Source organism: Nisaea sediminum, from assembly GCF_014904705.1.
Taxonomy (GTDB): Bacteria; Pseudomonadota; Alphaproteobacteria; order Thalassobaculales; family Thalassobaculaceae; genus Nisaea; species Nisaea sediminum.
The window spans coordinates 302,496-321,461 of sequence record NZ_JACZCQ010000001.1 but is presented as its reverse complement, the minus strand read 5'-3'; the positions used below and the strand labels follow the sequence as shown (position 1 = coordinate 321,461).

Sequence of the window (18,966 nt, the reverse complement as noted above, 5' to 3'; positions counted from 1 at the left end):
GGCGGTTCAGACTGCCGGGAGCTTTTCTCTCAAGGCATCGAGCTTTGCCGAGCGATAGCCTCGGCGCGTGACCATCAGCGTGCGGATCGCAGCGAATTTCCCCGCCAGCGGCTTGCGGCTGAAACGCCCGCTTGAATGAACCACCTCCAGCACCGATTGCGGAACGACGCAGAAACCGGTCCCGGCCGAAACGCAGGCCAGCATCGCAAGATAAGAGCCGACCGACAGCACCGTGCCGGGTGCGACGCCGGACTCCAGGAGCCAGTCCTCCAGATAGCGCCGGTAGGCGCAGCCCTGCTCGAAGGCGATCATGGTACGGCCGCTCAAGCTGCCCGGATCGTCCAGCGCCCCGAAGCTTTCCGGCGCGACGAGCACCAGCGCCTCCTCGAAGACCGCCTCGGAGACCAGATCCTCGTGCCGGACCGGCTCCGCAACGAAACCGACATCGATTTCCCGTCCGAGCAGCTTTCCGACGATCGCCCCCGCCGTGCCGGTGACCACATCGACCGCGACCTCGGGACAGGCGGCGTGAAAGCGCGATAGCAGGTCGGGCAGGCGCGAGGCGGCGGTGCTTTCCATCGCCCCGATCCGGAACGGGCCGCGCGGCACGTCCTGGCTGAGCGCGTCCGACGCTTCGTCCGACAGATCGAGCAGGCGCCGCGCATAGCTCAGCAGCAGTTCGCCTTCGGGCGTCAGGGCAATGCCGCGCTTGCGCCGCTCGAACAGCGTCCGATCCAGCTGCTCCTCGAGCTGCTTCATCCGCGTGCTGACATTGGACTGCACGCGGTTCAACTTCTTCGCCGCCCCCGAGACACTGCCCTCGCGGGCAACGGCGCGGAAGATCTCCAGCGTCCTGAGATCGAGACCGTGCATGGGGCCCCCTGAATTCTCAAATTAAGATATCTTACTTCATTATAATTCATTTTCTGAAAAATTCGAGACGGATTAAGGTCGGCCTCGTTGCAACACGCCGAAGGGAGCGAAGAATGACGGAGCGCACGTCACCGGCCCGGATCGCCGCCCTCGGTCTCCTTGCGCTCGTTCTGGCGATGGGGATCGGGCGCTTCGCCTTCACGCCGCTCTTCCCGATGATGCAGCAGGACGGCGCGCTCGACATTTCAGGCGGCAGCCTGCTGGCGGCGGCGAACTTCGTCGGCTACTGGATGGGCGCGCTCTCCGCCGCCAACTTGCCCCTGCCGCCGCGGAACGCACTGCGCCTCGCCCTCGTCGCCACCGGCATCGTCACCGCCGCGATGGGCCTGACAGACGCCTATTGGCTCTGGATCGCGCTCCGCTGGCTCGCCGGCCTCTTCAGCGCCTGGACGCTGATCGTGGTCTCCAACCATGTCGTCAAGGCGCTCGCGGATGCGGGCGAGACCCAGCGCCAGGGATGGGTCTTCGCCGGAGTCGGCAGCGGCATCGCGCTCGCCGGGCTCGCCTGTCTCGGCTTCATGGTGACGGGTCTCTCCGCCGACGCGTCCTGGCTTGCCCTTGGCGGCGGCACACTCGGGCTGGCCGCCCTGTTGTCTTTTCTGATCGGCGGCGAAGTCCCGTCGACAAAGCGCGGAACAGGCCATGAGATCACCGAAAAAGCCCCGCTCGAATGGCGCGTCGTGATCGCGTACGGCGCGATGGGTCTCGGCTATATCATCCCCGCGACCTACCTGCCGCTGATGGCGCGCGAGATCGTGTCCGACCCGCTCGTCTTCGGCTGGAGCTGGCCGGTCTTCGGCCTTGCCGCCGCGTTTTCGACCGTCGCGGCGCGCAAGCTCTTCGCCCGCCATGGCAACCGTCCGGTCTGGGCGGCGGCACAGGCGGTGATGGCGCTTGGCCTTGTCCTGCCCGCGCTGATGCCGAACATGGCGTCGATCATTCTCTCAGGGCTCATGGTCGGCGGCACCTTCATGGTCGTCACCATGGCCGGCATGAAGGAAGCCCATGTCATCGCGCCTCCGGGCGATGTCAGCCGCCATATCGCCGTGCTGACCGCCGCCTTCGCGACCGGGCAGATCATCGGCCCGCCCGCCGCGAGCTACATGCACGGATTGACCGGGAGCTTTTCGGCAGGCCTCTTCTTGGCGGCGCTTCTGCTTGTTCTGACCGCCCTGCCGATCACGATCAGGCGCGGCTACGCCACCAGACGCGGCACCGCGCCGACGCCGTAGGCGATCCTGCGGGCGCCGTCCTCGAACCGGTCGAGCGATTGCTCCCAACTGTCCGCACCCCAATGAAAGCGGACGCTCCCGCGCGCCGGACGGTACTCCGCCGTATAGAGCGTGCCGAGCCAACCGTCGAAATCGTCGAGGCAGAGCTTACCTTCCGTGAATACAGTCCGCCCCGCATCGGCATTGTCCGCCAGGCTGCAGGCGGTCTTAAACCGCCAACGCGAGCTTTCTCTCGGCACCTCATCGGCCTGATGGTTCGTCACCGTATCGGCCTCGACGATCAGCGGCGGGCGATCCGGCGCAAGTTCGGCACAGAGCGCCTTTCCGCTCCGGTCCTGCACCAGCAGGTTCTGCGCCCAGGCACAGGGCACACGCCGCAGCACCTCGGCCGCGTCCCTCAGATCGCGAGACACCTCGAGCAGGTACCGGACAATCTGGACGATGCCGAAACCCTGCCCGTAGACGTGCCGCCCGCCAAAGGTCAGCGCCGCGGCGACGCCATGTTCGTTTACCCCGTCGAGCAGCCCGCTCACACCCTCGCTCATGCCGAGCACCCTGACACCGCTCCAGCGAGAACGGAGGATGACGGCGGAGGTCGCATCCGGATGGAAGTCGTAGTTCCGGAGCATTGTCGGCTCCGGCCGCGTAAAGGCTCGGACGGTGCATCCGGCGGGGATCAGAGGCGGCGGATCGATCCCGGCAAGCGCCGCAATCATCGCGGGATCGCCGCCAGAGAACTCCCCCATCGCATCGAAGACCGGCAACATCTCCGGCATGCTCTCCGCGACGCGCCGCCGGCAGTCTTCCGGCGTCGGTATCCGGTCCGCCTTGGCGTACCAGCCTGTCACGAAGCTCCGGCTCTCCTCGATGGCCTGCCTCGCATAGTTACCGGGAAACGGCTCATCGACCGCGCGGAAAAGCTTCTCCATCGCACTCAGCCTTTCAGCGGGATGCAGATCAGGGTGCGGAGCTCGTTCTCAGGCACCTCCATCGGATCGTTCAGGTACCATTCCATGCAGGCCCTCCCGTCCAGCTCCTCTCCGCTTTCCGGCAGCCAGAGACCGAACAGCCGGTGGAAGGTGTCCTGCATGCCCGTATATGAGCCTTCGAGCAGCGCGCAGGCATAGCGGCCGCCGGGCAATGTATCGAGGCGCATGCCGTCCGGCAGGCCTTCCGGCGACAGCTTCGTGCCATCGCGCAAGGTGGCGCAGGCATCGTAACGCAGCTCCGCCGCCGGCACGCTCGTCGGATCGTCGTAGGAAAGACCGTAGCTGCCGGTGACGATGTCATCGAGCCCCTGTTTGCCGAGCCAGCCCTTCAGGGCGGAGAAGGCCCGCCCGACCTCGTGATAGGGGCCGAGATGGCGCAGCGCGACCATCTGCTGTGCCTCCACGTTCTTGATCTCGACCTGCATGCCATGCTCCTTCCTGTCCGCGATCAGGCGGATCTCTCCCGTCTCCGGGCGGTAATGAATGTTAATGTTAGTCGGCCGGAACGGGGTCGCCGCGCGGGATTTGCGGTACTGGTTCGGCGACAGTTCGAAACCCTGCTTGAAGGCCCGCGCGAAGCCCTCCGGGCTCTCGTATCCCGCATCGAGGGCGATCTCGGTGACGCTCCGCCCACTGGATCGGAGCGCGTGACCCGCCCGCATCATGCGCACCCGGCGCAGGGTCTCCTGCACCGTCTCCCCGGCGATGCCGCGATAGACGCGATGGAAATGGAACGGCGACAGGGCCGCGGTCTCCGCCAGCGCGGCGAGCGGCAGGGGCGCGTCGACATTGTCGGCGACCTGCTTCAGCACGCGGCCGATCCGTTCGACATAGGAGGCTTGGGTCTGTTTTCTCATGGCCACAGAATGCCACCGCTTGCCCCTCGCCGCCCGACGGATCTTGCGGTTATGATCCATCCCGGCGTCCCGCCGCATCTCCTTCCAAGACGGTCACATGTCCACGCTCCTCGCCGCCGCGCCGCTGATCCTTGCGACCCTCGCCATCCTGCTCGCCCGCCAGTCGGCCATGCGCGCGGGCGGGTTCGGACTTGCCGCCGCCATCCTGATCTCCGCCGTCAGTCCGGACTTTCACCTTCCCTTTCCGGACATCCTCTCGGCCGTCTTCGACGGCCTGCTGACAACCGCGACGGTGGCCTATGTGCTGCTCGGCGGCGTCACCCTCTACTGGGTGCTGAAGACCGGCAATGCGCTGGAGCGTCTCGGGCGCGCGGCCGCGGAAGCCATTCCCGATCCGGCCGAGCGCGTACTGGTCCTCGTCCTCGGCGTTTCGGTCTTCTTCGAGAGCGCGACCGGCTTCGGCGTCGGCATCATCGTCACCGTCCCGCTGCTGATCGCTCTCGGCTACAGCCCGGTGCGGGCCGCGCTGATCGCCCTGCTCGGGCAATGCGCCGTGCCGTGGGGCGCGCTCGCCATCGGCACCGTGCTCGGCGCCGACCTCTCGGATCTTCCTGCCTCCGAAACCGCGATGAAAGCGGTCTGGCTCTGTATTCCCTTCATCCTGCTCTGCGCCTTCGCGGCACTGCATTTCGCCGAGGAAAGCCTGGTCCGCCCCGCACATGTGATTGCCGCCATCGGCTACAGCGCCCTTCTTTCCGCTCTGCTCTGGGCCGGAAGCGCCTGGGTCAGCGTCGAGCTAGCCGGCTGCATCGCCGGGCTCGGCGTCACAGTTGCCGGACTCCTGCTCGCGCGGATCAGAACGGGTGCACGGGCGGAGGGAAGCGGGCTCGGCGCGGCGGCTCTCCCGCTCTTCGTGCTGATGGGGACGCTCAGCCTGACCCGGCTCGTGCCCGAGATCGAGAGGTTGACGAGCAACACGCTGCTGGTCGAGGTGTCTACGCATAATTTCTCTCTCTCGCTGGTGCATCATCCGGGCTTCTGGATGCTGGTGGCCGCGGCGACAGGCATCCTCTGCCTGCGCATCCCGGCGAACGAGGTCCGAATCCTGCTGCCGAACGCCCTCCGGCAATGGCTGAAGGCGAGCCTGTCCGTCGCCGGCTTCATCTGCTTCGGCCATGTGATGCTGCATGCGGGCATGACCGATGATCTCGCGGAGACCGTCGCGACGAGCGCCGGTGCCGCCTATCTCTTCGCCGTCCCGGGCATCGGCGCGCTCGGCGGGTTCCTGACTGCCAGCAATGCCGGCTCCAACGCGATCTTCATGGCCTTCCAGAGCACGGTCGCCAACCGCCTTGCGCTGGATCCGGTGCTGGTCGCGGCGGCGCAGAATGCGGCGGGCGCGAACATCACCATGGCCTCGCCCGGCCGGATCGTGCTCGCCGCGGCAGTCTCGGGACTTTCGGGAGAGGAGAACCGGCTGATGCGCCCGGCCCTGACCATCGGCCTGATCGGTTTGCTGCTGATGCTGCCGGTGCTGGCGTTGCTATAGGACGTCGAGCGTCGCCCGATCCCGCTCGCCTTCGTAGAAGCGCTCGAGTGCCCGGTCGAAGAGGCTCCTGTCATCCACGTCTTCCGCCGCCGCCTCGAACAGCGTCAGGCAGGAGCGGAACTTCATGTCGTCGGGTGAGCCGAGAATCTCGTTGGCGGTTTTGTCGCCATGGGCCAGCACCGCCTCGACGCATACGCGCAAACGCGGCCCGAGCACCGGATCGGCAAGATAGCGCCGGGCCTGCTCCAGTCCGGTGATGCCATAATGAAGCGCCCGCTGGCTGCGGCCGAGCTCGCGGAGCTGCGGCAGGACATACCAGATCCAGTGGCTGGTCTTGCGGCCGGCGCGAAGTTCTCCAAGAGCGCGCTCATAGTCACGCTCCTGGGCCTCGACGAACTTTCTCAGATCCTCGTCCGTCACGGCTTCGCTCCTCTGCCGCCCTCACGCCTCGTCGGCGGGCCCGACCCAAGCGAACGGATTGTAGCAGATCTCCCAGAGATGGTCGTCCGGATCGCTGAAATAGGCATGGTAACCGCCCCAGTGAGCGTCCTGCGGCGGCTTCACGATCTTCCCGCCGGCCGCCACCGCTTCCTCCAGGGTCCGCGCGACCTCTTCGGGGGAATGGACGTTGTAGGCAAGGCTGAAGCCGCGATACCCGCTGCCCTCGGAGGGTACGCCCGCATCCGCCGCCAGATCCTCGCGCTCCGAAAGCCCGAGCCAGGTGCCGTTCAGATTGAAGAAGGCGACGGTCGGCGGGGAGTCGAGCCGCGGAAATCCGAGGCCCTTCTCATAGAAGTCGCGCGAGACCGCCAGATCCTTCACCGCCAGCGCCACCATGCTGATTCTGGGCTTCATGCCGCTTCCCTCCTTCGGGCTACAGGATTTTCGCCACCCTGTAGCACGTCACCGGAGGAAAAGGCCCTAGCGAAATCGGCGGATCACCCTCCACCGACCTCCAGCATGATTTTGCCGATATGTCCGGCGCTTTCCATGAAGGCATGCGCCGCCGCCGCCTCGGCCATCGGGAAGGTCCGGTTCACCACCGGCTTCAGCTTGCCCTGCTCGAACATCGGCCAGACGTTGAGCGCCAGACTGTCGCGGATCTCCGCCTTGTTCTCCGGCGTGCGGGAGCGCAGCGTCGAGCCGGTATAGGTCAGCCGCTTCAGCATCACCGGCATCAGGTCGATCTCGACCTTGGAGCCCGCATTGAAGGCGAGCTGAACGATCCGGCCGTCCGGTTTCGCCGCCTTGATGTCCTTGGCGATGTTCGGGCCGCCGATGATGTCGAGGATGACGTCGGCGCCCTTGTATTCGCCGCGCACGATCTCGACGAAGTCCTCATTCCTGAAATCGATCGCCAGATCCGCCCCGAGATCCTTGCAGACCGCGCAGCGTTCGGCCGGACTGTCGACCGCGACCACCGTCGCGCCGATCGCCTTGGCGAGCTGGATCGAGGTGGTACCGAGCCCTCCGGCCCCGCCATGGACGAGGAAGACCTCGCCGCGCGAAAGCTTCGCGCCCATGAAGACGTTGGACCAGACGGTGAAGTAGGTCTCCGGCACGGAGGCCGCCTCGAGCAGGCTGAAGCCGTGCGGCAGCGGCAGGCAGTGCCGGGCATCGACCGCGCAATAATCCGCGTAGCCGCCGCCATTGGTCAGCGCGCAGAGCTTGTCGCCGACCTTCCAGTTGCCGACGCCCGCGCCGATCGCGACGACTTCGCCGGAGATCTCGAGGCCGAGCAGGTCCGACGCCCCTTTCGGCGGCGGGTAGTGACCCCGCCGCTGCACCAGGTCCGGTCCGTTCACACCCGCATAGGCGACCTTGACCAGCACCTCGCCCGGCGCCGCCTCGGGCACAGGGCGGGTGCCGGGGACGAGCGCTTCCGGCCCTCCGGGTTCGCTGATCTCGATGACGTTCATCTCCGCCGGAAGGCTGGCACTGCTCATGTCTCTTGGCTCCGGGTTAGTCGACGGCCAGGGATTCGGGGCTGCCGGCCTCTTCCGGGAAGACCGGATAGAGACCCTGTGTGCGCCCCAGTTGTTGCACGAGGGCGAGCACGGAGTCGATGTGCGGGGTCTGCAGGTCGACCAGACGGCCCATCTCCTGCACCGCGGTCAGCAGCGCGTCGATCTCGAGCTGACGGCCCTTCTCGAGGTCCTGAAGCATCGAGGTGCGGTGCGCGCCGACCTTGGCCGCGCCGTTGATCCGGCGTTCCACATCGACGCGGAAATGCACGCCGAGACGGGCGCCGATGCGCTGTGCCTCTTCCATCATGTTGCGCGACAGCGCGCGCGTGCCCGGATCGGTCGCAACCACGTCGAGCGTCGCGCGGGTCAGGGCGCTGATCGGGTTGAAGCAGAGATTGCCCCAGAGCTTCAGCCAGATCTCGTCACGGATGTTCGGCAGCACCGGCGCCTTGAAGCCGGCCTTCTCCAGCACCTCGCTCAGACGCTGGCAGCGTTCGGAGATCGAGCCGTCCGGCTCACCGATGGCGAACTTGTTGCCGTAGGTATGCTTGATCACGCCAGGAGCGGTGATCTCGGTCGCCGGATAGACGACGCAGCCGATGGCACGCCCGGGACCGATCAGGTCCCACTGCCGGTCATCCGGGTCGACCGTGTTCAGGCGCAGGTTGCGGTAGGCATTGTCGACGCCGTGGAAATACCACCAGGGAACGCCGTTCTGACAGGTGACGACTGCCGTGTCGTCCCCGAGCAGTGGCACCATCTGGTCGGCGACCTCCCAGGCCTGATGCGTCTTCAGCGCGACGATCACATAGTCCTGCGGGCCCAGTTCCTTCGGATCGTCCGTCGCCCGCACCTTGGCGACATGCTCCTCCTCGCCGATCTCGAGCTTCAGCCCGTTCTCGCGTATGGCCGCCAGATGCGAGCCACGCGCGATCAGCGAAACCTCGACACCCTCGACTTGCGCCAGTTCGACGCCCAGATAGCCGCCGATAGCGCCGGCGCCATAAATGCAAACCTTCATGCCCCTAAATCCTTATGCATGCGTTCCTTATGAAAACGGCGCCGGCTGATGAAGCCGGCGCCGCCCCTAATATCCCTTTCGGCCCGGTGCTTTCTAAACGGCACCTTCAGCCTTGGCGGCTTCGATTTCCGCGGCCGACATCCCGAGAACGGATTCCAGAATCTCGTCGGTATGCTCGCCGAGAAGCGGCGAGCGATCGACCTTGGCCGGCGACGCGGAGAGTTTAATCGGATTACCCACGGTGAGGTAGCTCCCGCGGGTCGGGTGCGGCACTTCGACCACCGTACCCGTCGCGCGCAGCGACTGGTCTTCGGCCAGTTCCTTCATGCTGAGGATCGGACCGCACGGCACGTTGAGCGCGTTCAGAATCTCCATGACCTCGAACTTGGACTTGGTCCTGGTCCATTCCTCGATCATGGCGAAACACTTGTCGAGCTTCGGCAGGCGGACTTCCGGGGTCGCCCATTCCGGATCCTCGATCAGCTCCTCGCGGCCGATGGTCTTCATCAGCGGCGCCCAGCCCGGCGGCTGGATGATGACGTAGATATAATCGTTCGGTCCGCCGCCCTTGGTCTGAACGGCCCAGCCAGGCTGGCCGCCGCCGGAAGCGTTGCCCGCCCGTGGCACGGCTTCGCCGAACTCGCCGTTCGGGTATTGCGGATATTCCTTCAGCGGACCGTGCTCCAGACGCTGCTGGTCGCGCAGCTTGACGCGGCAAAGATTGAGCACGCCGTCCTGCATGGCGCATTCGACGCGCTGGCCCTTGCCGGAATGGGTCCGGTGGTAGAGCGCGGTCACGATGCCGAGCGCGAGATGCAGTCCGGTGCCGCTATCGCCGATCTGCGCGCCGGTGACGATCGGCGGGCCGTCGTCGAAGCCGGTCGTCGAGGCGGAACCGCCGGTGCACTGGGCGACGTTCTCGTAGACCTTGCAATCCTCGTAGGTGCCCGGACCGAAGCCCTTGATGCTGGCATAGATGATCCGCGGATTGATCTCCTGGATCCGTTCCCAGGTGAAGCCCATGCGGTCCAGCGCGCCGGGAGCGAAGTTCTCGACCATGACATCGCACTCCTCGATGAGGCGGGTCAGGATCTCCTTGCCCTTGGCGTTCTTGGTATCGAGGGTGACGCTGCGCTTGTTGCTGTTCAGCATGGTGAAATAGAGGCTGTCCGCATCCGGCAGATCGCGAAGCTGGCCGCGCGTGATGTCACCGACACCCGGGCGTTCGACCTTGATCACGTCGGCCCCGAACCAGGCCAGAAGCTGCGTGCAGGTCGGCCCCGACTGCACATGGGTCATGTCCAGAATGCGGACACCTTTCAGCGCTTCGCTCATTTTCTTCCTCTTTCCCCCTTAGCGGATTGAACGCAAAAAGGGCGCGCCGGAGACCGGCGCGCCCTTCCGCTTACTTGTACATGGTCTGGTTCTTGGTGCCCGGCGCGTATTCGTTCGGATCGACCCAGATGTTGACGACCGCGGACTTGCCGGTGCTCTTCACCGCCTCGCGGGCGCGCTGCAGCGCCGGCGCGATCTTCGAAGCCTCGTGCACTTCCTCGCCATGTCCACCGAGCATTTCGGCGAACTTGGAGAACGGAATGTCGCCGAGCTTGTTGCCGACATTGCCGCGCTGCTCGCCATACTTGGCGATCTGGCCGTAGCGGATCTGGTTCATCGAAGAGTTGTTGCCGATGACCGCGATGTAGGGCACGCCGAACCGGTTCGCCGTCTCCATGTCGAAGGCGGTCATGCCGAAGGAACCGTCGCCGTAGTAGCACAGCACTTCCTTCTCCGGATTGGCGAGGCCGGCCGCGATGGCGAAGCCGGTGCCGACGCCGAGCGAACCGAGCGCACCCGGATCCATCCAGTTGCCGGGGCCTTTCGGCGCCACGGCCTGCGCGGAGATGGTGACCACGTCGCCGCCGTCGCCGATATAGATCGTCTTCTCGGTCAGGAACTCGTTCAGCTCCCACGCCACCCGGTAGGGATGGATCGGGGACTGGTCGGAGAGGAAGAGCGGCATCAGCTTCTGGGTCGCCGTCTCTTCGGCCGCCTTCAGTTCCTTCAGCCAGCCGGCGCGGCCCTTGGAGCCGTTGTCGACTCGGCCCTTGATCGCCGCATGGACCGCGGAGAGGATCGCGCCCGGATCGCCGGCGAGGCCGAGATCGATGTCGCGATTCTTGCCGACCGTGCGGTAATCCTGATCGATCTGCACCAGCGTCAGGTCGGAGCGGATGCGCTTGCCGTAGCCCATGCGGAAGTCGAACGGGGTGCCGACGATCAGCAGCAGGTCGGCCTTCTGGAAGGCCATGCTGCGGGTCCGGTTGAAATAGTGGCTGTCGGTCTGGGGCAGGATGCCACGGGCCGCGCCGTTCATGTAGCAGGCGATGTTGAGGTCCTTGACCAGATCGATCGCCGCCTGATGGCCGCGGCTCATCCAGACCTGGGAGCCGACGAGGATCGCCGGGCGCTCCGCCTTGACGATCAGGTCGGCCAGCTTCTCGATGTCGGCCGGATCGCCGATCGACTTGGTCGAAGCGCGGTACTTGCCGGGCGCCGGAATGACGGCGCTGGACAGCGGCACTTCGCGATCGAGCACGTCGCGCGGGATCTCGAGGTAGGACGGGCCGTAGGCGCCGGCGAAGCATTCGCGCGCCGCCATGGAGACCATGTCCGCGGCCCGCTCAGTCGAGCGCACACCGGCGGAGAACTTGGTAATCGGCGCCATGATGTCGACATGTGGCAGGTCCTGCAGCGAGCCCATCTTGTGCTGGGTCAGCGCGCCCTGGCCGCCGATATGCAGCACCGGGCTCTCGGAGCGGAAGGCCGTCGCGACGCCGGTGATGGCGTTGGTGCAGCCCGGGCCCGCCGTGGTGACGACGCAGCCGAGCTTGCCGGTCTGCCGGGCATAGCCGTCGGCGGCATGGGCCGCGACCTGCTCGTGCCGGACGTCGATGATGCGGATGCCCTCGTCGACGCAGCCGTCATAGATATCGATGATGTGCCCGCCGCAGAGCGTGAAGATCGTGTCCACACCCTCGTTCTTCAGGGCCTTGGCGACCAGATGACCGCCGGAAACAACCTCGCCGGAGCGATCTTTTTCTTTAAGGGTATCGGTGGCGGTATCGCTCATTCTAGTAGCTCCCTTTTATTATAGGCGGCCGGTTTCCCCGGCCCGCCTCTTGATCTTTGGTTATCCGAGATAGTTCACGTTGTTGGCGACATGCTTGGCGAGCGCCAGCGCATGGTCCCTGACGAGCCGTTCCGCGGTTTCCGCGTCGCGCGCCTCGATCGCCTCGACGATATGCATGTGGTCCTGCATCGAGCGGGCGATGCGGTCCTGCTCGCCGATGGTCCGGTTCCGGATCGCGCGCACATGGAGGAAGATCTTGTCGATCATCTCCTCGATGAGCGGCGAATGGGCGAGCTTCAGGATCGCCTGATGGAACTCGATGTTGCGGCTGGAATACTCGTCGATTTCGAGCCGCCCCTTCTCCGTTTCGGAGAAGATCCGGCGCAGCTGCTTGATCTCGTTATCGGACGCGACGTCGCAGGCGAGACGCGCGGCCATGCCTTCCAGCGCCGCCCAGACCTTGATCATCTCGATGATCTCGGCCTTGGTCTTGCGCACGATGAAGACGCCGCGCCGCGGCTGGATATCAACGAGCCCTTCCTGCGCGAGACGGGCAAGCGCCTCGCGGAGCGGCGTGCGGCTGATGCCGAGCTGTTCGGAGAGCTGCCGCTCGTCGAGCCGGAGATTGGCATCGGGGTCGTAGATGTTCATCGAGACGATGCCGTCCTTGAGGGCCGCATAGGTCTTGTCCTTCAGACTGACCTCGGCCGCGATGGGCGTCACCATCAACGCGGAAGTATCGTTCATGCAGAGTTCCCCGACCAATCGGCCCACGGAGGATGCACCCGTAAACGGGCTCGTGGGTTCTGGTATACCACACACTTTATGCCATGGAATACCTAAATTGCGTCGCGATTGTCGCAGACCCGAGGCGCTAGCCGCGGGCCTGCTTCACCAATGCGCGGAGATCGCAATCCGGGTCTGCGGCCTCGGCAGGAGTTACGGGTACGTCGCCAGCGATCAGCCGGCGTGCGAGCGCATGATCACCAGCCTTGTTCACCGACTCGACGCAGCGCAGCTTACCGCCGGAGAAGAGGAAGGCGGAGAAGGAACCGCTCTCCGGATCGCCGCGCAGGACCGCCTCTTCCGTGCCGTCGGATAGGCCCGCGATCTGCAGCTTCGCCTCGGCCTGATCGGACCAGAACCACGGCACTTCATGGTAGGGCGCGGCATCGCCGAGCAACGCCGCGGCGGCGGTCTTCGCCTGGTCGACCGCGTTCTGCACGGATTCGAGCCGCACCCGCCGACCGAGCTGCCAGTGGACATAGCTCGCGCAATCGCCGATGGCCGCGATCTCCGGCACCGAACTCAGCATCACCTCGTTCACGGATATACCGTTCTCAAGCGTCAGCCCGGCGCCTTCCGCCAGTTCCGAGCAGGGAACGACCCCGGTGCCGGAAATCACGCAATCGGCCTCGATCGCCGTTCCGTCCGCCAGATCCGCGCCGGACGCCTTGCCGCCCGAAACGCGCACGCCGGCAACGCGGGCATTCAGACGAATGTCGGCGCCGAGCGAGGTCAGATAGCCGAAGAAATAGGCGGACACCGTCGGCGACACCGCACGAGCCATCAGCCGGCCCTCGGCCTCCAGCACGGTGACCTTCTTTCCGAGCTGGGCCGCGGTCGCCGCGATCTCGAGGCCGATGAAGCCGCCGCCGATGACCAACACCGAGCCGGACGCGTCAAAGGCCGCCTTGATTTCCTGGCTGTCGTGATAGGTTCGGAGCTCGAACACGCCGGGCGCGTCGATGTTCGGCACCGGGATCCGGCGCGGGCGGGAGCCGACCGCGAGCACAATCTTCGAACAGGCGATGCTGCTGCCGTCGGCCAGAGTGACCGAGCCCGCCCCCCGGTCGATCGCCGTCGCTTCGGTTCCGAGGCGCAGGTCGATGTTTCGGTCGGTGTAGAATTTCTCTGGGCGCAGGATCGTCGGCTTCGGATCCGGCTCCTTGATATAGCCCTTGGAAAGCGGCGGCTTCTGGTAGGGAAGATCCGGCTCGCTTGTCAGCATGGTGAGCGGACCGTCGTAGCCCTTCTCGCGCAGACTGGCCGCCATCTGCACACCGCCATGGCTGGCGCCCACGATCACGATGCCCTTGTCCGTCACGGGCTTCCTCCCTGCAATGAATTATAGTGCAGAGTCCTAGCCTATTCCTTCAGCAGAGAGGAATAGATTTCAGCATCACCGATCTCCCCGATCAGCTTTCCGTCCGCAACAACGCGGATCGGCTCGGACGTCCGGATGCGGGACCTCATAAGATCGGCCAGCGGCGTGTCCGGTTCTGCGGTTACGGAACCGGCTGGAACGGGACCGCCCCCTTCCACCGGACGCATCACGGAGGAGGCGATCAGAACGTTCAACGGGTTCATATGGGAGACGAACTCGGCGACATACTCGTTCGCCGGCTCCAGCACGATCTGCTGCGGCGTGCCGCACTGGACGATCCGTCCGCCTTCCATGATCGCGACCTTGGATCCGAGTTTCAGAGCCTCGTCGAGATCGTGGCTGACGAAGATGATCGTGCGTTGCAACTGAGACTGCAATTCGAGCAACTCGTCCTGCAGCTTCGCCCGGATCAGCGGATCGAGCGCGGAGAACGGCTCGTCCATCAGAAGGATCGGCGCTTCCGTCGCGAATGCGCGGGCGAGCCCGACGCGCTGCTGCATCCCGCCCGAAAGCTCGTGTACCTTGCGCCCCGCCCAGTCGCCGAGACCGACCAGGGATAGCTGCTTCGCCACCCTGTCGTCGCGCTCCGCCTTCAGCACGCCCGCAAGTTCGAGCCCGAGACCGACATTCTCCGCCACCGTGCGCCAGGGCAGCAGGGCGAAATTCTGGAACACCATCGTGACGCGGCTTGTCCGCAGGCGGCGGAGAGTCGCTTCGTCCGCCGTCGCGACGTCGATCTCGGTCTCGCCGTCATCGACCCAGACGGACCCGCGCACCACCGGATTGAGCCCGTTCACCGAGCGCAAAAGGGTCGACTTTCCGGAGCCAGAAAGCCCCATGATAACGACAATTTCCCCCGGCTCTACCGTGAGGCTGCAATCGTGCACGCCGAGGATCTGGCCGGTCTGCTCCTGGATCTCGGCCCGCTCCATGCCGCGATCCATCAGCGGCAGAGCGGTTTCAGGACTGTCGCCGAAGACGATGTTCACCGCATCGAAACGGACGGCCGAACGGCTCATTTCCCTGCTCCTTCACGGCCGCGGAACATCCGGTCGAGGATGATGGCGATCAGCACGATCGCCAGCCCGACCTCGAAGCCCTTGGCGATATTGACCTGATTGAGCGCCCTGAGCGTCGGTACGCCAAGCCCGTCGGCGCCGACCAGCGCGGCGATGACGACCATGGAGAGCGAAAGCATGATGGTCTGCGTGAGCCCGGCCATGATCTGCGGCATGGCATAGGGCAGCTCCACCTTCCAGAGCAGCTGGGTCCGGGTCGCGCCGAAGGCCTCGCCCGCTTCGAGCAGCATCTTCGGGGTTGAGGAGATGCCGAGATGGGTCAGCCGGATCGGCGCCGGGATGGCGAAGATCACGGTCGCGATCAGTCCCGGCACCATGCCGAGCCCGAAAAGGATCAGGGCCGGGATCAAATAGACGAAGGTCGGGATGGTCTGCATCAGGTCGAGCACCGGACGCATGGCGGAGAAGAGCCAGGGACGCCGGGCCGCGGCAATGCCGAGCGGCACGCCGACGCCCATGCAGACGACGGAGGATGCCAGCACGAGGGCGACCGTCTCCGTCGTCTCTTCCCAGTAGCCTTGATTGATGATCAGCAGCAACCCGGCCGCGACCAGAAGCGGAAACCAGACGCTGCGGCGGACGGCGAAGGCGATGCCGGTGGCGATCGCGACGGCGAGCAGCGGATGTGGCGCCTGCAGCACCCAGAGGATGGCCTCGATCATGAACTCGAGCCCGGCCGCGAGCCCGTCGAAGAACCAGGCGCCGTGATCGGTCAGCCAGTCGACGAAATTCTGCGCCGCCTTGCCCACCGGCAGCTTGTTTTCGGTCAGCCACTCCATGGAACGCCCCTCCGCCGTGCGATCGCTCGGGATGCACATGAACCGGAGGCGGCAGAAGCGCCGCCTCCAGCATCAATGAGGTTCTTAGAGGCCGAGGGCCTTGCGGACCGCCGGCAAAGCGGCCTGGCCGTCAGCCGTCGTCACGCCGGAGAGCCAGGCGTCGAGGATCCCGGCATTGGCCTTCAGCCACTTCTTCGCCGCATCCTTCGGCTCGTCGCCGTCATTCAGGATCGCGCCCATGATCTCGTTCTCCATGCGGAGCGAGAACATGAGGTTGTCGAGCAGCCGGCCGACATTCGGGCATTCCTTGGAATATCCCGCGCGGGTGTTGGTATAGACCGTGGCGCCGCCGAGGTCGGGGCCGAAATAGTCATCGCCGCCTGAGAGATAGGCCATCTCGAAATTGGCGTTCATCGGATGCGGTTCCCAGCCGAGGAAGACCACCGGCTCCTCTTTCTTCACCGCGCGGGCGACCTGGGCCAGCATGCCCTGCTCGGAGGATTCGACCACGTCGAACCCCTTCAGGCCGAAGGCGTCCTTCTCGATCATGTCGAGGATCAGGCGGTTGCCGTCATTGCCCGGCTCGATGCCGTAGATCTTGCCATCGAGCTTGTCCTTGAAATTTGCGATATCGGCAAAGCTCTTCAGACCGGCGTCGTAGGCGTATTTCGGCACCGCGAGGGTGTATTTCGCGCCGTAGAGATTGACCCCGGTGGTATCCACCGACCCCTCGTCGCGGTATTTCGCGATATCGCCTTCCATGGTCGGCATCCAGTTGCCGAGGAAGACGTCGATATCCTTGTTCTTCATCGAGGCATAGGTCACCGGAACGGAAAGCACCTTCACGTCCGTCTTGTAGCCCATCGCCTCGAGCACGGTGGTGGTCGCAGCCGTCGTCGCCGTGATGTCGGTCCAGCCGACGTCGGAGAAACGGACGGTCGAGCAATGGTTGTCGGCGAACGCGCCCCCTGAGGACAGCAGTCCCGCAGCCAGAGCGGCGGCGAACGCAATTCTGGATTTCAGCATTTTTCGGCTCCCTGTTGTTTAGCCCCCGTTTGTTCCGGTTAGGCAAACATCATAGCTGATCCAGCGCAAGATTTTTATTGATTGAGCAGTCAATCAAAAATACGGTCGCACAGGAAAGGACCTCTTGCCCATGCCCAAAATCGGAATGGAACCGATCCGCCGCAAAGCGTTGATCAATGCCGCGATCGAGGCCATCCACGCGCGCGGGTCCTATGACGTGACGATGGGCGAGATCGCCCGCGAGGCTGGCGTTTCGACTGCCCTCGCACACCACTATTTCGGCAGCAAGGACCAGCTTCTGCTCGCGACCATGCGGCATCTGCTGAGCGAGCTCGGCGGCGATATCGTCGCGGCGCTCGAGGCGGCCGAGACCCCGCGCGAACGCATCAGCGGGATCATCCGGGCAAACTTCGGCTCGGACCAGTTCCGCCCGGCGACGATCTCCGCCTGGCTGACCTTCTATGTGAAGGCCCAGGGCTCCGGCCCGGCGCGGCGCGTGCTCTCGGTCTATGCCCGGCGCCTGCGCAGCAATCTCTGCCATGCCCTCAAACAGATTACCGGCGGGGAAAGCGCGAAGCGGATCGCCGAAGGCACAGCGGCGATGATCGACGGGCTCTATCTCCGCCATGCCCTGCTGGACAGCGAACCCGACCGCGAGGCGGCTATCAGGCTGACCGAAGACTATGTCGACGCTCAACTCACGGCCGGGGCAAACCGATGACGCGGAAGCCGAACATCCTCATCCTGATGGTCGACCAGTTGAACGGAACGCTGTTTCCGGACGGGCCGGCCGACTTCCTGCACGCGCCGGCATTGCGTGATCTGGCGGCCCGTTCGGTGCGTTTCCGGAACAGCTACACGGCGAGCCCGCTCTGCGCTCCCGGCCGCGCCTCCTTCATGTCCGGCCGCCTGCCGTCGCGGACCCGGGTCTACGACAATGCCGCCGAGTTCAGTTCGGACATTCCGACCTACGCGCACCACTTGCGCCGCGCGGGCTATTACACCTGCCTTTCCGGCAAGATGCATTTCGTCGGCCCGGACCAGCTGCACGGTTTCGAGGAGCGCCTGACCACAGACATTTATCCGGCCGATTTCGGCTGGACCCCGGATTATCGCAGACCGGGAGAGCGGATCGACTGGTGGTACCACAATCTCGGCTCGGTCACCGGAGCCGGCGTCGCCGAGATCAGCAACCAGATGGAATATGACGACGAGGTCGCCTTCAACGCGGAGCAAAAGCTCTACCAGCTCTCCCGCGGCGCAGACGCGCGCCCATGGTGCCTCACAGTGAGCTTCACCCACCCACACGATCCCTACGTCGCACGGCGAAAATTCTGGGATCTGTACGAAGACTGCCCGGCGCTGCTGCCGCGGATTCCCGAAATGGACTTCGAAGTCCAGGATCCGCACAGCAAGCGGCTATATCTCGCGAACGACTACCGCAAATTCGACATTACGGTAGAGAATGTACGCCGCTCGCGCCGGGCCTATTTCTCCAACATCTCCTATCTCGACGAGAAGATCGCCAGCCTGCTCGACACGCTGAAACGCTGCCGGATGGACGAGGACACGGTGATCGTCTTCGTCTCCGACCATGGCGACATGCTCGGCGAGCGGGGCCTCTGGTTCAAGATGAGCTTCTACGAAGGGTCCGCGCGGGTGCCGATGATGATCGCCGGGCCCGGCATCGAGGGCCGCACGGTGACAGAGCCGGTCTCGACCATCGATCTCACCCCGACCCTGGCGGATCTCGCCGGGATCGATCTTTCCGAGGTCGCGCCTTGGACCGACGGGCACTCGCTCGTGCCCCAGATCAAGGGTGAAGAACGGACGGCGCCCGTTTATATGGAATACGCGGCCGAAGGCTCGTACGCGCCGCTGGTCTCGATCCGACGCGGCAAATACAAGTTCAATCACTGTGAACTCGACCCGCCGCAGCTCTTCGACCTTGAAGAGGATCCGGAGGAGCTCGTGAACCTGGCGGACGACCCGGCGTACGAGCAAACGCTCAATGCCTTCACCGCCGAGATGCGGGCGCGCTGGGACATGGCGCAGTTCGACCGGGAGGTGCGGGACAGCCAGGCAAGGCGCTGGGTGGTCTACGAGGCGCTGCGCAACGGCTCCTACTATCCGTGGGACTTCCAGCCGCTGCAGAAGGCCTCCGAGCGCTACATGCGCAATCATATGGATCTCAACGTACTCGAGGAGAACGCGCGCTTCCCGCGCGGCGAGTAAGG

At 65.1% G+C, this 18,966-nt stretch carries 18 protein-coding genes; 4 read left to right on the top strand and 14 right to left on the bottom strand.

The window, feature by feature from the left end; genetic code table 11:
* Window positions 1-6 precede the first annotated feature (6 nt).
* Window positions 7-873 carry a LysR family transcriptional regulator gene (locus IG122_RS01455; protein ID WP_193179762.1) on the bottom strand — a complete coding sequence of 289 codons (867 nt, stop codon included), beginning with the start codon at window positions 871-873 and terminating at the stop codon, window positions 7-9.
* A gap of 113 nt (window positions 874-986) precedes the next feature.
* On the opposite strand from IG122_RS01455, the gene IG122_RS01450 reads away from it, so the two are divergent.
* Window positions 987-2,165, top strand: coding sequence for a YbfB/YjiJ family MFS transporter (locus IG122_RS01450; protein WP_193179760.1), 1,179 nt, complete (start codon window positions 987-989; stop codon window positions 2,163-2,165).
* Here the strand turns inward: IG122_RS01450 and IG122_RS01445 are convergent.
* A complete protein-coding gene (locus IG122_RS01445) occupies window positions 2,129-3,094 on the bottom strand; it encodes a C45 family autoproteolytic acyltransferase/hydolase (RefSeq protein ID WP_193179758.1) in 966 nt (321 codons plus the stop codon). The two genes, IG122_RS01450 and IG122_RS01445, sit on opposite strands and share 37 nt — an antisense overlap.
* A gap of 5 nt (window positions 3,095-3,099) precedes the next feature.
* Window positions 3,100-4,011, bottom strand: a complete 912-nt coding sequence (locus tag IG122_RS01440) for an AraC family transcriptional regulator (RefSeq protein ID WP_193179756.1) — start codon at window positions 4,009-4,011, stop codon at window positions 3,100-3,102.
* A gap of 97 nt (window positions 4,012-4,108) precedes the next feature.
* Here IG122_RS01440 and IG122_RS01435 point away from each other — a divergent pair, with 97 nt between their 5' ends.
* Entirely contained in the window at window positions 4,109-5,560 is a 1,452-nt protein-coding gene (locus IG122_RS01435; protein ID WP_193179754.1) for an L-lactate permease, read from the top strand.
* Here the strand turns inward: IG122_RS01435 and IG122_RS01430 are convergent.
* The 11 genes from IG122_RS01430 to IG122_RS01380 form a co-directional block, all read right to left on the bottom strand.
* Complete coding sequence (locus tag IG122_RS01430) at window positions 5,555-5,980, bottom strand: DUF1810 domain-containing protein (protein WP_193179752.1); 426 nt, start codon at window positions 5,978-5,980, stop codon at window positions 5,555-5,557. The genes IG122_RS01435 and IG122_RS01430 overlap by 6 nt on opposite strands.
* A gap of 21 nt (window positions 5,981-6,001) precedes the next feature.
* Window positions 6,002-6,415 carry a VOC family protein gene (locus tag IG122_RS01425; RefSeq protein WP_193179750.1) on the bottom strand — a complete coding sequence of 138 codons (414 nt, stop codon included), beginning with the start codon at window positions 6,413-6,415 and terminating at the stop codon, window positions 6,002-6,004.
* A gap of 83 nt (window positions 6,416-6,498) precedes the next feature.
* A complete protein-coding gene (locus tag IG122_RS01420; protein WP_226893254.1) occupies window positions 6,499-7,506 on the bottom strand; it encodes an NAD(P)H-quinone oxidoreductase in 1,008 nt (335 codons plus the stop codon).
* Window positions 7,507-7,522: 16 nt separating this feature from the next.
* On the bottom strand, window positions 7,523-8,548 hold the full coding sequence (locus IG122_RS01415) for a 2-dehydropantoate 2-reductase (RefSeq protein ID WP_193179748.1): 1,026 nt from the start codon (window positions 8,546-8,548) through the stop codon (window positions 7,523-7,525).
* Between the two features lie 93 nt (window positions 8,549-8,641).
* Window positions 8,642-9,883 carry a formyl-CoA transferase gene (frc, locus tag IG122_RS01410; protein WP_193179746.1) on the bottom strand — a complete coding sequence of 414 codons (1,242 nt, stop codon included), beginning with the start codon at window positions 9,881-9,883 and terminating at the stop codon, window positions 8,642-8,644.
* Window positions 9,884-9,953: 70 nt separating this feature from the next.
* Window positions 9,954-11,678, bottom strand: a complete 1,725-nt coding sequence (locus IG122_RS01405; RefSeq protein ID WP_193179741.1) for a thiamine pyrophosphate-binding protein — start codon at window positions 11,676-11,678, stop codon at window positions 9,954-9,956.
* Window positions 11,679-11,738: 60 nt separating this feature from the next.
* Window positions 11,739-12,425, bottom strand: a complete 687-nt coding sequence (locus tag IG122_RS01400) for a GntR family transcriptional regulator (RefSeq protein ID WP_193179740.1) — start codon at window positions 12,423-12,425, stop codon at window positions 11,739-11,741.
* Between the two features lie 127 nt (window positions 12,426-12,552).
* Window positions 12,553-13,785, bottom strand: coding sequence for an NAD(P)/FAD-dependent oxidoreductase (locus tag IG122_RS01395; RefSeq protein WP_193179739.1), 1,233 nt, complete (start codon window positions 13,783-13,785; stop codon window positions 12,553-12,555).
* Between the two features lie 41 nt (window positions 13,786-13,826).
* On the bottom strand, window positions 13,827-14,864 hold the full coding sequence (gene choV / locus IG122_RS01390; RefSeq protein WP_193179738.1) for a choline ABC transporter ATP-binding protein: 1,038 nt from the start codon (window positions 14,862-14,864) through the stop codon (window positions 13,827-13,829).
* The gene (choW, locus tag IG122_RS01385; protein WP_193179737.1) at window positions 14,861-15,703 is read right to left on the bottom strand and encodes a choline ABC transporter permease subunit; all 843 of its coding nucleotides are present in this window, start codon (window positions 15,701-15,703) and stop codon (window positions 14,861-14,863) included. Before choW ends, choV begins: the two co-directional genes overlap by 4 nt.
* Window positions 15,704-15,787: 84 nt before the next feature.
* Window positions 15,788-16,729, bottom strand: a complete 942-nt coding sequence (locus IG122_RS01380) for a choline ABC transporter substrate-binding protein (protein WP_193179735.1) — start codon at window positions 16,727-16,729, stop codon at window positions 15,788-15,790.
* A 130-nt stretch (window positions 16,730-16,859) separates the two neighbouring features.
* On the opposite strand from IG122_RS01380, the gene betI reads away from it, so the two are divergent.
* Entirely contained in the window at window positions 16,860-17,450 is a 591-nt protein-coding gene (gene betI / locus IG122_RS01375; RefSeq protein WP_193179733.1) for a transcriptional regulator BetI, read from the top strand.
* A complete protein-coding gene (gene betC / locus IG122_RS01370; RefSeq protein ID WP_193179731.1) occupies window positions 17,447-18,964 on the top strand; it encodes a choline-sulfatase in 1,518 nt (505 codons plus the stop codon). The genes betI and betC overlap by 4 nt, the downstream gene beginning before the upstream one ends.
* The last annotated feature ends 2 nt before the right edge of the window (window positions 18,965-18,966 follow it).

Excerpts from the sequence above, each read along its gene's own strand:
- IG122_RS01455 (WP_193179762.1), bottom strand. The coding sequence starts at position 873 with ATGCACGGTCTCGATCTCAGGACGCTGGAGATCTTCCGCGCCGTTGCC.
- IG122_RS01450 (WP_193179760.1), top strand. The coding sequence starts at position 987 with ATGACGGAGCGCACGTCACCGGCCCGGATCGCCGCCCTCGGTCTCCTT.
- IG122_RS01445 (WP_193179758.1), bottom strand. The coding sequence starts at position 3,094 with ATGGAGAAGCTTTTCCGCGCGGTCGATGAGCCGTTTCCCGGTAACTAT.
- IG122_RS01440 (WP_193179756.1), bottom strand. The coding sequence starts at position 4,011 with ATGAGAAAACAGACCCAAGCCTCCTATGTCGAACGGATCGGCCGCGTG.
- IG122_RS01435 (WP_193179754.1), top strand. The coding sequence starts at position 4,109 with ATGTCCACGCTCCTCGCCGCCGCGCCGCTGATCCTTGCGACCCTCGCC.
- IG122_RS01425 (WP_193179750.1), bottom strand. The coding sequence starts at position 6,415 with ATGAAGCCCAGAATCAGCATGGTGGCGCTGGCGGTGAAGGATCTGGCG.
- IG122_RS01420 (WP_226893254.1), bottom strand. The coding sequence starts at position 7,506 with ATGAGCAGTGCCAGCCTTCCGGCGGAGATGAACGTCATCGAGATCAGC.
- IG122_RS01415 (WP_193179748.1), bottom strand. The coding sequence starts at position 8,548 with ATGAAGGTTTGCATTTATGGCGCCGGCGCTATCGGCGGCTATCTGGGC.
- frc (WP_193179746.1), bottom strand. The coding sequence starts at position 9,883 with ATGAGCGAAGCGCTGAAAGGTGTCCGCATTCTGGACATGACCCATGTG.
- IG122_RS01405 (WP_193179741.1), bottom strand. The coding sequence starts at position 11,678 with ATGAGCGATACCGCCACCGATACCCTTAAAGAAAAAGATCGCTCCGGC.
- IG122_RS01400 (WP_193179740.1), bottom strand. The coding sequence starts at position 12,425 with ATGAACGATACTTCCGCGTTGATGGTGACGCCCATCGCGGCCGAGGTC.
- choV (WP_193179738.1), bottom strand. The coding sequence starts at position 14,864 with ATGAGCCGTTCGGCCGTCCGTTTCGATGCGGTGAACATCGTCTTCGGC.
- choW (WP_193179737.1), bottom strand. The coding sequence starts at position 15,703 with ATGGAGTGGCTGACCGAAAACAAGCTGCCGGTGGGCAAGGCGGCGCAG.
- IG122_RS01380 (WP_193179735.1), bottom strand. The coding sequence starts at position 16,729 with ATGCTGAAATCCAGAATTGCGTTCGCCGCCGCTCTGGCTGCGGGACTG.
- betI (WP_193179733.1), top strand. The coding sequence starts at position 16,860 with ATGCCCAAAATCGGAATGGAACCGATCCGCCGCAAAGCGTTGATCAAT.
- betC (WP_193179731.1), top strand. The coding sequence starts at position 17,447 with ATGACGCGGAAGCCGAACATCCTCATCCTGATGGTCGACCAGTTGAAC.